The sequence below is a fragment of the Eudoraea sp. genome (genome assembly GCF_039969275.1).
GTDB lineage: Bacteria > Bacteroidota > Bacteroidia > Flavobacteriales > Flavobacteriaceae > Eudoraea.
The window spans coordinates 719,083-733,297 of the sequence record NZ_JBDVOC010000010.1; the positions used below are offsets into that span (position 1 = coordinate 719,083).

General features: G+C 38.0%; 7 protein-coding genes and 1 rRNA gene. 3 read left to right on the plus strand and 5 right to left on the minus strand.

The features are described from left to right. Positions 1-3: 3 nt before the first annotated feature. The gene (locus tag ABJH90_RS11195; protein ID WP_348139339.1) at positions 4-1,236 is read right to left on the minus strand and encodes a Glu/Leu/Phe/Val dehydrogenase dimerization domain-containing protein; all 1,233 of its coding nucleotides are present in this window, start codon (positions 1,234-1,236) and stop codon (positions 4-6) included. A gap of 300 nt (positions 1,237-1,536) precedes the next feature. On the opposite strand from ABJH90_RS11195, the gene ABJH90_RS11200 reads away from it, so the two are divergent. The 3 genes from ABJH90_RS11200 to ABJH90_RS11210 all read left to right on the plus strand — a co-directional run bounded on the left by ABJH90_RS11200 (position 1,537) and on the right by ABJH90_RS11210 (position 8,986). Beyond that, positions 1,537-2,679 carry an acyl-CoA dehydrogenase family protein gene (locus ABJH90_RS11200; RefSeq protein WP_348139341.1) on the plus strand — a complete coding sequence of 381 codons (1,143 nt, stop codon included), beginning with the start codon at positions 1,537-1,539 and terminating at the stop codon, positions 2,677-2,679. Between the two features lie 330 nt (positions 2,680-3,009). Continuing rightward, on the plus strand, positions 3,010-7,512 hold the full coding sequence (gltB, locus tag ABJH90_RS11205) for a glutamate synthase large subunit (protein ID WP_348139369.1): 4,503 nt from the start codon (positions 3,010-3,012) through the stop codon (positions 7,510-7,512). A 7-nt stretch (positions 7,513-7,519) separates the two neighbouring features. Beyond that, positions 7,520-8,986, plus strand: coding sequence for a glutamate synthase subunit beta (locus tag ABJH90_RS11210; RefSeq protein WP_348139343.1), 1,467 nt, complete (start codon positions 7,520-7,522; stop codon positions 8,984-8,986). 51 nt (positions 8,987-9,037) lie between these two features. On the opposite strand, the gene ABJH90_RS11215 is transcribed toward ABJH90_RS11210, so the two are convergent. From ABJH90_RS11215 to rrf, 4 genes are all read right to left on the minus strand, one after another. Then, the gene (locus tag ABJH90_RS11215) at positions 9,038-11,449 is read right to left on the minus strand and encodes an ATP-binding protein (RefSeq protein WP_348139345.1); all 2,412 of its coding nucleotides are present in this window, start codon (positions 11,447-11,449) and stop codon (positions 9,038-9,040) included. 337 nt (positions 11,450-11,786) lie between these two features. Further along, complete coding sequence (locus ABJH90_RS11220; protein ID WP_348139347.1) at positions 11,787-12,665, minus strand: ROK family protein; 879 nt, start codon at positions 12,663-12,665, stop codon at positions 11,787-11,789. Between the two features lies 1 nt (position 12,666). After that, positions 12,667-13,920, minus strand: a complete 1,254-nt coding sequence (locus ABJH90_RS11225) for an MFS transporter (RefSeq protein ID WP_348139349.1) — start codon at positions 13,918-13,920, stop codon at positions 12,667-12,669. 197 nt (positions 13,921-14,117) lie between these two features. Further along, positions 14,118-14,215 (minus strand): 5S ribosomal RNA (gene rrf, locus ABJH90_RS11230); the annotation flags it as partial.

Below are 14,215 nucleotides of genomic sequence, written 5' to 3' on the forward strand. Positions count from 1 at the left end.
GTTTTAGATTAGTTGTTTTAGGGCAATTTCAAATGCCGTCTTGCTCATGTTCTTTTTTGTTACATTTTCTTTAAAGATATTCAAAATTGCTTTTCGAATGGTATCTGAAGTATCATTAAAAATTAATTCATCATCCATACCCACTCTTCGCTCCATGAAATAGGCAAATAATCTGGCCATTCCACAGTTAGAAACAAAGTCAGGGATAAGACTTACCCTTTCATCTGTATACTCCATAATTGGCCCAAAAAATATTTCAGGGTCTGCAAATGGCACATTTGCGCCACATGAAATGACCTCTAGGCCTGTATCTATCATTTCAGAGATTTGTTCCTGGGTGATTAACCTGGAAGCCGCACAAGGTGCAAAAATTTCCGTGGGTAAACTCCAGATACGTTTATTCATTTCATCAAAAGGAATCATTTTATCTGCATCTGCTATTAATGTATTTCCCTTTTTATGCAAAAAGAAGGTCTTTATTTCTTCGAATGAAAAACCGTCTTCATTAATAACACCACCTACACGATCAATAATTCCAACAATCCTGGCACCCATTTGGGCCAAATAAAAAGCTGCAGCTGATCCTACATTCCCAAATCCCTGAACAATAGCTCGTTTACCTATCACAGTTCCGCCAAAGATATCATAGTAGTGCCTTATTGCTTCTGCAACACCAAAACCCGTTATCATATCGGCAACTGTGTATTTTTTGCTGACATCAGGGGAATAAGTATTGCTTTCCAAAACCTTAATAACTCCCTGTCTTAGCTGTCCTATCCTATTTATTTTATCGGCTTCTGTGGGCCTGAAATGACCATTAAACACGCCTTCCTGCGGGTGCCAAACGCCAACATCCTCTGTTATTGGTATAACCTCATGAATTTCATCTACATTTAAATCTCCTCCGGTACCATAGTAACTTTTAAGTAGGGGAGAAACAGCTGCATACCATCTTTCCAGAACTCCTCTTTTTCTTGGATCATGAGGGTTAAAATTAATACCCGACTTCGCTCCTCCAATTGGCGGGCCAGATACCGTAAACTTCACTTCCATTGTTTTTGCCAGGGATAGCACTTCGTTCATGTCCAAACCTTCGCGCATTCTGGTTCCACCCCCCGCTGCACCACCTCTTAGAGAATTAATAACTGTCCATCCTTCAGCTTCAGTTTCTGAATCCTTCCAGTTAAAGACTATCTCTGGCGGTTTGTTTTCATATATTTTTAATAGCTTTTTCATTTGATTATCAACTAATTATGTGACAAGATTTAAATATGTGAACTAAAATTGGTGTTATAACTATAAATAAACCAAATGAAGCTAGTGTTGTCTCATAATATATTTGATATTTTAGGTAATAGGTGCACCTCAGACAAATATAAAAATATTGTGCTACTTTAAAAGCTTTTTAGATCATACTTGGTAGCAAAAGTTAACTCTTTTGTAAAGACTTTCACTTTTATAAATAAGGTAATCTATCCATACATATTTTACATCAGTCTTGTATCTTTGTAATGGTTTATATCAAATTCTATTGCAATGAATTTTACGCTAACAGAAGAACAGGAAATGATTAAGCAGGCGGCCAGAGATTTTGCCCATGCCGAATTGTTACCCGGTGTAATTGAACGTGATGAGACACAGCAATTCCCTTCCGAACAAGTGAAAAAAATGGGAGAGCTCGGTTTTATGGGAATGATGGTAGATCCCGAATACGGCGGGAGTGGTTTAGATACCTTGTCCTATGTTTTAACCATGGAGGAACTCTCAAAAATAGATGCATCCTCTTCGGTTGTTGTATCTGTAAATAATTCATTGGTATGCTGGGGTTTAGAGACCTATGGTTCCAAGGAGCAAAAAGAAAAATATCTGAAAAAAATGGCCTCAGGTGAAATTATAGGTGCTTTCTGCCTTTCAGAACCGGAAGCGGGTAGTGATGCCACATCTCAAAAAACCACAGCTCTTGATAAAGGTGACCATTATGTTCTGAACGGAACAAAAAATTGGATCACAAATGGTAATTCTGCATCTATATATATAGTAATTGCTCAAACCCATGTAGAAAAAGGGCATAAAGGAATAAATGCGCTGATAGTTGAAAAAGGAATGCCGGGATTTGAAATAGGACCTAAAGAAAATAAATTAGGAATACGAGGGAGCGATACGCATTCTTTAATATTCAACGATGTAAAAGTACCCAAGGAAAATAGAATTGGTGAAGATGGTTTTGGTTTTAAATTTGCCATGAAGACCCTTGCCGGTGGAAGAATTGGTATTGCAGCACAGGCACTGGGAATAGCCGCCGGCGCTTATGAATTAGCCAAAAAGTATTCAAAAGAACGCAGAGCATTTGGCACGGAAATAGCTAACCATCAGGCTATTGCTTTTAAACTGGCAGACATGCATACACAAATTCAAGCGGCCAGATATCTCGTTTACAAAGCTGCGTGGGATAAAGATCAGGGTAATGATTACGATATTTCTGGTGCAATGGCCAAACTTTATGCCTCACAAATTGCCATGGAAACAACAGTGGAAGCTGTACAAATATTTGGAGGAAATGGATTCGTTAAAGAATACCATGTTGAACGAATGATGAGGGATGCAAAAATCACCCAAATATATGAGGGAACATCGGAGATACAAAAGATAGTAATATCCAGAAGTATACTAAAAAATTAGCCCCTTGAATACTATAAATAATCAACAGCCCTAAAATTATTAGGGAAACCGAACGAATAACCATTTAATCTTTTCAATAATATTTCAAAATGCAGGGGTCAGAGTAAAATAATCTCAACTTTGACCTATTTACCCCCTCCAACCTTCTCTTTAGTAGGCAACTTATACTTATGTTTTATTATAATCTCAATTTAGGGCCCCTAAAAATTTCAAATTGAATATTTTTTAACGTTTTATTGTAAACGTTAAATATTTTGCACACTATATTATTAAATGATGTATATATTTCATTTAAAATGATATTTTTGAGTAAATACTGTAATAAAGATGATGAAAAGACAAGGCTTGTATCTACCTGAATTTGAACATGATAACTGTGGTGCTGGATTTATTTGCAGCCTAAAAGGAAAAAAGTCGAATGATATCATTCACAAGGCACTCGAAATCCTTGATAAATTAGAACACAGGGGAGCTGTAAGTGCGGATGGTAAGACAGGAGATGGTGCCGGTATCCTGATTGATATTCCTCATCAGTTCTTCCTGGATGAATGTGATTTTACAATTCCTAAAGCAGGTGATTATGCTGTGGGTAATGTTTTCTTTCCAAAAAAGGAAAATCAAAGGGACTATTGTGTCTCGATCTTCGAAGAAAATATAAAAAAACAGGGATTACAATTACTAGGATGGCGAAATGTTCCAGTTAACAAAGCTATTCCCGGAAGAATCGCGGGGGAAACAGAGCCTTTTGTTAAACAAATCTTTGTTGGTAAAGAAAATAAGGAGCAAAAGGATTTTGATTTTAACCTTAAGCTGTATATCGCTCGGAAAGTAACAGAACATACACTTATTAACTCAAAATTATCGGAAAGTAATTTTTTCTATGCTCCCAGTCTTTCAACAAAAATTATCATCTTCAAAGGGCTATTAATGCCTAATGATATAAAGCTCTACTTTACAGATTTAATGGATGCGAGGGTAGTTACCAGATTAGCCTTGGTTCATCAGCGCTTTTCCACCAATACTTTTCCGACCTGGGATCTTGCCCAACCTTTCAGGTACATGTGTCATAACGGGGAGATCAACACCCTTAGAGGTAATGTTATGCGAATGCGTTCAAGGGAAGCCATATTAAAAAGTAATCTGTTTGGAGAGGAAATAAAAAATATTCTACCTGTAATTTTACCTGGAAAATCTGACTCTGCATCTATGGATATGGTAGTAGAATTGCTATTAATGACAGGGCGGTCTCTTCCGGAAGTAATGATGATGCTAGTTCCCGAAGCCTGGGAAAAGAACCAGGAAATGTCAGTAGCGAAGCGAGCTTTTTACGAATACAATTCCTGTGTGATGGAACCATGGGATGGCCCTGCATCTATCCCCTTCACGGATGGCAGTTACATAGGTGCTGTTTTAGACAGAAATGGCCTTAGACCATCACGGTACTCGGTTACAAAAGACGGTTATGTAATTATGTCTTCTGAAACAGGTGTGGTAGAAATAAAGCCTGAGAATATAGAATATCACGGCCGACTTGAACCGGGAAAAATGTTTCTGGTTGATATGGAAGCCGGAAGAATTATAAACGATGAGGAGATTAAAGAAAAAATAGCAAAGAAGAACCCTTATAAAAAGTGGTTGGACACCAATTTGGTTCACCTGAAAAAGATCCCATATAATGATTGCCCACTTTTTCTAAATGAAGCTTCTCTGGAGAAAAGAAAAGCAGTATTTGGGTATACTCTGGAGGACATAAATACAATTATTCTTCCAATGGGGCAACATGCAAAAGAACCCATAGGCTCAATGGGGTCAGACACCCCTATCGCAGTACTATCTGAGCGGCCTCAGCTTTTGTATAATTATTTTAAACAGCTTTTCGCACAAGTAACTAATCCACCTTTAGATGGTATTCGTGAAGAATTAATAACAGATATTTCCCTTACATTGGGAAGTGATTATAATATTTTTGACATTACTGAATTGAGTTGTCGAAAGTTAAAAATCCAAAATCCTGTTATTTCCAAAGAAGATCTCGATAAGATTAAAAACTACGATGCCAGCCCTGACTATAAAGTCGTTTCCATTTCCATTCTCTATACTATTGCCAGAGGACATAACGGTTTGGAGGAAGCTCTTGAAAAAACTTTAAGAGAAGCAGAGAAAGCCATTGATGACGGAGCAAACATTATTATTTTATCTGATAGAGACTCCGATAAAGACAAAGCGCCTATACCTGCTTTACTTGCCTGTTCTTATGTAAATAGCGGACTTCAGCGCTTGGGTAAACGTTCCAAATTAAGCATCATTATAGAATCTGCAGAGCCAAGGGAAGTCCATCATTTTGCACTATTGTTCGGGTTTGGAGCAAGTGCAATTAATCCCTACCTGGTAAATGAGATAATTGCAGAACAAATTGAAGAACATGATATTACGGAATACACTTTTGATGAGGCCATTAAAAACTACAATAAGGCCATTGGCAAGGGTATTTTAAAGGTTATGAATAAAATTGGTATCTCTACTCTAAATTCATACAGGGGTTCCCAACTCTTTGAATGTATTGGGATTAACACCAAAGTTGTGGATAAATATTTTCCAAATACACCAACGCGTATTCAGGGTATCGGTTTGTATGAAATAGAAAAAGAGGTATCCAAAAGACATAAAAAAGCCTATCAGGATCAGCATGTTGCAGCTAATCTAGATCTTGAAATTGGAGGGGAATACCGCTGGAGGCGCGATGGGGAAAAACATATGTTCAATCCCTTATCTATTGCCAAACTTCAGAAGTCTGTTAGAAATAACGAGCCGGACACCTATAAAGAATTTGCCAACATGGTAAATGAACAATCCAAAAATTTAATGACCATTCGCGGTTTATTCGAATTTTCAAATTATGACCCAATTCCTATTGAAGAAGTAGAACCCTGGACGGAAATAGTTAAAAGATTCAAGACTGGTGCTATGTCCTATGGTTCCATTAGTAAAGAGGCGCATGAGAATCTGGCTATTGCCATGAACAGGATTGGAGGCAAAAGCAATTCAGGGGAAGGCGGAGAAGATGCTGATAGATTCTATAAAAACCAGACAGGAGATTGGCGCAACAGCGCAATTAAACAAGTTGCTTCCGGAAGGTTTGGTGTTACTTCAGATTATCTTACAAATGCTCAGGAGATACAGATTAAAATGGCTCAGGGTGCAAAACCTGGAGAAGGAGGGCAATTACCCGGCCCAAAGGTAAACCCCGCCATTGCTAAAACACGAAATTCAACACCCTATGTAGGTCTTATTTCACCACCACCGCATCATGATATCTATTCCATTGAGGATTTATCGCAATTAATTTATGATCTTAAATCTGCAAACCGCAAGGCCAGGATTAATGTGAAACTCGTCTCTGAAGTCGGTGTAGGAACAGTTGCTGCGGGGGTGTCCAAAGCTAAGGCCGATGTAATTCTTATTTCCGGATTCGACGGCGGAACCGGTGCATCTCCATTGACCTCACTTAAACATGCAGGCCTTCCATGGGAGTTAGGAATTGCTGAAGCACAGCAGACTTTGGTGCTGAATGACCTGAGAAACAGAATAGTGCTGGAGTGCGATGGACAATTAAAAACAGGGAGAGATGTAGCAATTGCCTGTCTTTTAGGAGCAGAGGAATTTGGATTTGCAACAGCTCCTCTTGTGGCTTCCGGATGTATTATGATGCGAGTTTGCCATTTAAATACCTGCCCGGTGGGTATTGCAACGCAAAATCCTGAGCTGAGAAAGAAGTTTAAAGGTAAGCCAGAACATGTAGTCAACTATATGTATTTTGTAGCCGAGGAATTGAGAGAAATAATGGCTCAGCTAGGTTTTCGTACAGTTAATGAAATGATAGGCCAGGTACAAAAACTAGATAGAAATGCCGCAATTGATCATTATAAGTCTGCCGGAATAGACCTGACACCTATACTTCATACGATAGATGTTCCAAAGAATACGAAATTTTACAATACCCAAAAGCAACAACATCATATTGATGATTCTATAGAGTTCGAGATTATTGAGAAAGCACATCCTGCGCTTTTTAGAAAGGAAAAAATATCTTTAGATTTTCCAATTCACAATACTGACAGGGCAGTAGGTGCGATTATTAGTAATGAAATATCCAAAATATATGGTGCTGAAGGGCTCCCTGAAAACACCTTGAAACTAAATTTTACGGGTTCTGCAGGGCAAAGTTTTGGGGCTTTTGCTACCAAAGGCCTGACTATGGTGGTCAATGGAAACACAAATGACTATTTAGGGAAAGGACTTTCAGGCGCTAAGTTGATTATAAAAGTTCCGGATAAATCAACTTTACAACCGGAAAATAATATCATAACCGGAAATGTAACGCTTTATGGTGCCACTTCAGGCGAAGCTTATATAAATGGAAAAGCCGGTGAACGTTTTTGCGTAAGGAATTCCGGGGCACAGGCCGTGGTTGAAGGAATTGGAGATCATGGATGCGAATACATGACAGGTGGCGTAGCCGTAATACTCGGTGAAGTTGGAAGAAACTTTGGCGCTGGAATGAGCGGAGGTATCGCCTACATTTTTGATGAGAAAAAGACTTTTGAGAAAAGGTGTAATAAGGAGGCGTTAAACCTACTGGCGGTTGAAGAAGATAATGACATAAAGCAACTTAGGGAATTAATTGAAAATCATTACAATACCACTCTAAGTCCACTTGCTCAGAGAATTCTTGAGAATTGGGAAGATTACCTTCCCAGCTTTATTAAAATATTCCCTGAAGAATACAAGCAGGCACTAATTCGACTGGAAAGAGAAAAATTAGAAACAATATAATCGATACATGGGAAAGATAACAGGTTTTTTGGAATTCGATAGAAAAGTAGAGAATTATGCTCCGGTAGATGAGCGCATTCAGAATTATAAAGAGTTTACACTTCCCATGAAGGAAAAAGAACTCAAAAATCAGGGTGCCAGATGTATGGATTGTGGCATACCTTTTTGCCATAGTGGATGTCCTCTGGGTAATTTAATACCGGATTTTAATGATGCGGTTTACAGAGGCAAGTGGGAAAAAGCCGCCGAAATTTTACATGCGACAAATAATTTCCCTGAGTTTACCGGAAGATTATGCCCCGCTCCTTGTGAGGAAGCCTGTGTCCTTGGAATCAATGAAGATCCGGTGTCTATTGAAAATATTGAAAAGAATATTGTTGAAACCGCTTTCCAAAAAGGGTGGGTAGTGGCCAATCCGCCAGAATTTAGAACGGGTAAAAAAGTTGCCGTGGTAGGCTCAGGACCTGCAGGCTTAGCAGCCGCTCAGCAACTTAACCGGGCAGGTCATTCAGTTACGGTATTTGAACGAGACGAAAAACCTGGTGGCCTGCTAAGGTATGGGATCCCTGATTTTAAATTGGAGAAACATGTTATAGACCGAAGGCTCGAAATTTTGAAAGAAGAAGGTATTGAATTTAAATGTGGTGTTCATATAGGAATTGATATTAAGGCCGAAGAGCTACACAAAGATTATGATGCTGTTGTATTGTGTGGTGGGGCCACTGTTCGAAGAAAGTTACCTATTAAGGGCGCAGATTTAAAGGGCGTCGTGCAGGCTATGGATTTTTTAGGACAAAACAACCGAAGAGTAGATGGCTTAAAGTACCCCGGTGAAGAAATTAAAGCCACAGATAAAAATGTTATTGTTATTGGCGGAGGCGATACAGGTTCTGATTGCATAGGAACCTCCTTCAGGCAGGGAGCGGCTTCGGTAACCAATTTTGAAATATTGGGCAAAGCTACTACAGAAAGACCTGAAGACCAACCATGGCCCTTCTGGCCCATGAGATTGCGTACGAGTTCATCGCATAAGGAAGGAGCAGAACGATTTTTTAGTATTTCTACCAAAGAGTTTATAGGAGATAAAAATGGAAATTTAAAAAGCCTTATTACAGTAGATGTGGAGTGGGAGAAAGTACCCGGGCAGCGACCTGTTTTAAAAGAAATTGAAGGTACAGAAAAGGAATGGCCCTGTGAACTGGCATTGCTGGCTATGGGCTTTACAGGCTCTGAAATGACTATTGTAGGACAATTGGGCCTGGAGGCTGATCCAAGAACCAATATAAAAGCATCAATAAAAGACTATATGACAAATGTCTCGGGAGTTTTTGTTGCCGGAGACCAGCGCAGGGGGCAATCTTTAATTGTATGGGCTATCTCAGAAGGCAGACAGGCCGCTTATCATATAGACACCTATTTAATGGGAAATTCTAATTTACCACTTAAAGGAGAAGGCGATTTGCCAAGAATTTAATTGAACTACATATCCAGGAGCTATGCCAGCTGATCGATTTACAAACCGATTTCACAGGTAATACGTGTTACTGTGTTCTTCCTTCCCGGCATTTGCAACTGGCAGCACATTCCTGTTAAGTTCCCTGAGCCTTTCATCTACTTTATAGTGAACAGAATTCTTTGAGAAAGAGCCACCTTGCAATCTTTTGCCAGCCGCTAAGCCCATTAAGATTTCAATACCGTCATCAACAGTATCTATTGCCCAGATACGGAACAGACCTTGTTCAACAGCTGTTAAAATTTCTTCTTTTAACATTAAATTTTCCAAATTAGGTTTGGGAATAATGACACCTTGATCACCATTCAAGCCACTTTGAGCACATACTGCATAGAATCCTTCAATTTTCTGATTAATGGCACCAACAGGTTGTAGTTCACCTTTTTGATTAATAGAACCAGTAACCGCAATTCCTTGTTTAATCTGTAACTGTGCAAGACTGGACAACAAGGCGAATAATTCAGCACACGAAGCACTATCCCCTTCAATTTCGGAATAACTCTGTTCAAAAACCAAACTGGCAAAGAGACTCAAAGCTTTGTCCTGTCCATATTTTTCTAATAAATACCCTTGCAATATCAAGATTCCTTTAGTATGGATTGGTCCTGCCAATTTAGCTTCCCTTTCGATATCAATCAACCCCACTTTACCAGAAGCAATACTGGCTGTTATTTTATTAGGCCTGCCAAAGCGGATGTCCCCAAGATCAAGTACAGAAATTCCATTGATCTGACCCACCTTAGATTCTTTCAGATCAATCATAAGTTGTCCTCTCTTTATCATTTCGTTTATTTTGTCCTGTATCAGATTGGAACGATAATACCGTGATTCAATGGCTTCTTTGATGTCTTCAGATCCGATTTCATCTTTTTTGGCAATTCGCGCATAATGATCTGCCTCATGGATAACATCTCTTATTTCACGAAATTTAATAGAAATTTTCTCGCGATCTTCTGCCATTCTGGATGCATGTTCCACAAGCTTTCCCATAGCTTCGTCATTAATAGGATATAAGTCGTTTTCCTTTTGTATCCTATAGGTAACGCCGGCAAAATCTTTAATGTTTTGAGAGGAATAGTCCATAGAAGTATCAAATTCCGCCTTAACCTTGAATAGTTCTTTAAAATCTTCGTCAAGCTCATATAATAGATAGTACAACCTGGGAGACCCTATTAAAATTACTTGAATATCGAGTGGTATTGGTTCGGGTTTCAAGCTTTTAGCACCGATAATGCCTAATTGTTCTCGTGCATCTTCAATAACAATCTCGTTATTCTTTAGGGCTCTTTTAAGGCTATCCCAGGAAAAGTAGGACATCAGTAAATCTTTCAAGCTTATTATCAGATAACCTCCATTTGCTTTATGCAAAGTTCCTCCTCTTATAAGAGTAAAATTCGTAATGAGTGTTCCCATATACGATTCGTGTTCTACCTTTCCAAAGAGATTATTTAAAGTTGGATTTAATTCAAGTACAATAGGCGCACCAGATATATCTGAATTATCGGTTATTACATTTACCTCATATTTTTGGAATTTCAGTTCCTGTTTATAATCATGCTTGTCCTGATTTAAGCTCGCTTTCAAGAAACCATGTAAACTGGCAATTATGTCTTTTTTAATCCCGTCCAGATGTAATAGTACGTCGTCAAAGTCCCTGTACTTTTCTTTCAATTCTTGCAATAATGTGTCTATGGCATAAGAAGCTATACTCTCATCTAATTGTATGAGAGATTCATTACTGGCGCGTTCCAATTCACGATTTTTTCGAATTAAGTCAAAAAGTTCCTTCTTTAATTGCGATTGTCTTTTGAGTATAGTATTACGTTTATTCTTGTCTAGTTTATTAAACTTTTCGTCATTTAAGGGCATTCCCTTATCATCAGTTGGGATAACCAATATTTCTATAGGAGTTTTGGTAACGGTAAAATTATTCTCCCTTGCCTTCTTATGTATATTCTGGAATAATTCCTTCTCCTTTTGTCTAAAATCTTCAATAATTTGCTCTTTCCTATCATGATATTCTTTACTTTCAAAGGCATTGATCAGGATTTTTTGTATTTCCATGATCAAACGCTGTATTTCAAGTTTAAAAATTTGTCCGCCGCCATTCGGCAATTTGAGCTTTTTAGGGTAGAATGAGTCCTGAAAATTGTTAACATAGCACCAATCATCCGGGGTTACTTCCAATTTTGCTTTTTCTTCCAAAAAGTGGTTAACAGCTTTCAATTTTCCGCTTCCGGGATAGCCAGATACGAATATATTGAAACCACCTCTTTTATTCCCAATACCAAATTCAAGAGATTTCAGCGCACGTTCCTGTCCAATTAGCAATTTAGATGGCTCTGATTTTCTAATTTGCGTCCAGTCTATTTTTTTTATGGCCAGGCCTTTCCTTAAATCTTTTGGTTTTAATAGGTGTATCATGGATTATCTGTTATAAAGGGTATTTATATTAAAAGTATTACACAGCTGTAATCCCTGCCATGATGCTTATCATATATAGGTTTTAAGAGAAAATAAACGAATTGATTATTCCGTGAACTCTGTGGAGTCCATTCCTATTTAAATACCAAATGAAGTGCTGTTTGTCATATTATCTATAGGATAGTAATTCGGGATAATTTGGATTGGGGCACTTTCTACTAAGCTTCATCAAGTTTTATGGCCATCCTGAGGTATTTTTAGAGATTAATTGCCAAGAATTTAAAAATTTTCACAAACGACTGAAAACCCTTTGGAAGTAGCTACTTTGTATAATTATCTATAAGTTGTTATTTCCAATCCGGTCATAATAGAGTGAGGCAGCCCCTAATATGGCAATATTTGAAGTTTTGGAGTACAAAATCTCAAACTTCTCCAGAACTTTTTTATAGGCAAAATCACTAATTGAATCTGTCAAACTCGTCTCAAAAAATTCCACTGAATTAACCACTGAACCTCCAATTATTATTACTTGAGGATCTACAGCGTAAAGAATGGTTTTAACCGCATTTCCCAGATGTTCCCCAAAATTATTGAAGGCTTCAAGGGCCTTGGTGTCTCCTACCTTGGCAAGGGTCATTAATTCTTCCCCATTGGATTCGTAAAAATTTTTGAAATACTTACCACTGCAATAATCTTCCAGAATACCATCCTTATAAGGAATCATCCCAAATTCTCCTGACCCGCAATTTGCATCACCCATTAAATGTCCATTCGTAATGATCCCTGATCCCATACCAGTACCTAAGGTAAGTCCAACCAGATGTCTATACCCTTTTCCCAAACCAAACTTTAATTCTCCGTAGGCAAAGCAATTAGCGTCATTATCTATAAAGACAGGGATTCCAAATTCCTTTTTTAAAATTTCTGCCAAAGGAACTTCCTTCCACAAAGGAATATTCTGAACCTCATGAATAATGCCTTTTTCCCTGTCGACAATACTAGGAACACCTATACCTATTCCTTCCACTTTATGTCCGCCAAGTTGCTTCTTAATTAAATCAATAATAATATTGATAACATTCCATTCACTTTGTGAATCCTTTGGAAGTTTCACAGATTCATTGCTTAGAATTTTATTTCCTTCAACCAATCCAACGTTGACCTTAGTACCTCCCAGATCAACTCCAATTAATTTTACCGATTTAGATTTATCCATTCTAATTCTTACTTTTCCTTAAGCGTATTGTTTTATTTTTTATGATAGGTTTCGCCCAAATGCTAATACTAAAAACAAATAACAGGGCAACAAAATTTAATAACATTCCAACTCTCAATGAGGTCAGGTCACTTATAAACCCAATTAGTAATTGCATTACAGCTCCACCCATAATTCCGGTCATCAATATTCCTGCAAACGAGCCATGGTGTTTGCTTACAGAATTTAAGGCTAGAGACAGGATAATGGGATACATCACTGATAAGAAAATACCACAGATTTGAAAGGCGTATAGTGAATTATTGGCGTTTCCAAATAAGGCAACTCCCAAACTAATTATTGCCAGGCTGCTAAACAGTCTTAAAACTATTTTGCTGTCCATAACTTTTAATAAAACCAATCCTATTAATCCCCCAATCGTCATGAGTCCCCAAAAATTGCCAACAGCTACAGCACCGGTGGTTTCGTAATCAAATCCATGATATATCTGCAGGAACTTGGACATCCAGTAGGAAATACCTTGTTCCACACCAACATAGGCAAATATTCCCAGAAAATATAAAATGACAATTTTACTTTTGAACAGATTTAAATAGGTCTCTTTTGATCCAACTTTCTCCTCATCTATTAATTCTACCTTAGGAAAGGCAATTGAAACTATAATAAATATCATGATTAAACTAGCTATGGCGAATAACCAATACATTGAAACCCAGGACATATCAGCCGGTACAATTTTGGAAAGTATATCTATAAACCAATTTCCTGCTTTATCTGTATCCGCCAAACTGGTAACCAACCATGAATATACCTGGGGACTGATAAATGATGCCGCCCCAAAGATCAGCTGTGCCAGGACCGAAGTAAAGGCGTAATTTTCCTCTCCACCAGCTACTCTTAATAAGGGGTTAATTACAACTTGTAATATCGCCATCCCCGTACCAATGGTAAAGAGCGTCATTAAGAACACTCCGAAAGTAGGAATACATGCAAAAAGAATTGAGCCAGCTAGTGCCAAAAAAAAGGCAAATAGCATCAATCGTTTTTCGCCATATTTTTCGAGCATAAAGCCCGAAGGAATAGACATTACCCCATATGCTATAAAGAAGGTAAAAGGTAAAAACCCTGCCATAGTTTCACTCAGCCCAAAACTTAATGATACACTTGGATTAAGGGCACCCAAAATATTGGTCAAAAACGAAATGACAAAAAATGTAATTAGAATCAGGACTACAATACGGTAGTTTTTTTTCATAATAAAAAGTTGGTTGGCTATAAAAGTATAAAGTATATTGTTGAAATTAGGAAAAATTGTTCAATAGCCTATCCAATTATTCGGACTATGAAAGATTTTTTCCTAAAATGATCATTCATTATTCCAATAAAGTTGCAGGTCAAATAATTATTGATCAAAAAAAAAGCACTTATCAAATACATGATAAGTGCTTTCAAAGAAGGCGGCGGCCTACTCTCCCACCAGTTACGGCAGTACCATCGGCGCAGACGGGCTTAACTTCCCTGTTCGGTATGGAAAGGGGTGGACCCCGTCG

Bases quoted from the DNA above. Each gene is read 5' to 3' on its own strand.
- ABJH90_RS11225 (WP_348139349.1), bottom strand. From the start codon at position 13,920: ATGAAAAAAAACTACCGTATTGTAGTCCTGATTCTAATTACATTTTTT.
- ABJH90_RS11195 (WP_348139339.1), bottom strand. From the start codon at position 1,236: ATGAAAAAGCTATTAAAAATATATGAAAACAAACCGCCAGAGATAGTC.
- ABJH90_RS11200 (WP_348139341.1), top strand. From the start codon at position 1,537: ATGAATTTTACGCTAACAGAAGAACAGGAAATGATTAAGCAGGCGGCC.
- ABJH90_RS11220 (WP_348139347.1), bottom strand. From the start codon at position 12,665: ATGGATAAATCTAAATCGGTAAAATTAATTGGAGTTGATCTGGGAGGT.
- ABJH90_RS11210 (WP_348139343.1), top strand. From the start codon at position 7,520: ATGGGAAAGATAACAGGTTTTTTGGAATTCGATAGAAAAGTAGAGAAT.
- gltB (WP_348139369.1), top strand. From the start codon at position 3,010: ATGAAAAGACAAGGCTTGTATCTACCTGAATTTGAACATGATAACTGT.
- ABJH90_RS11215 (WP_348139345.1), bottom strand. From the start codon at position 11,449: ATGATACACCTATTAAAACCAAAAGATTTAAGGAAAGGCCTGGCCATA.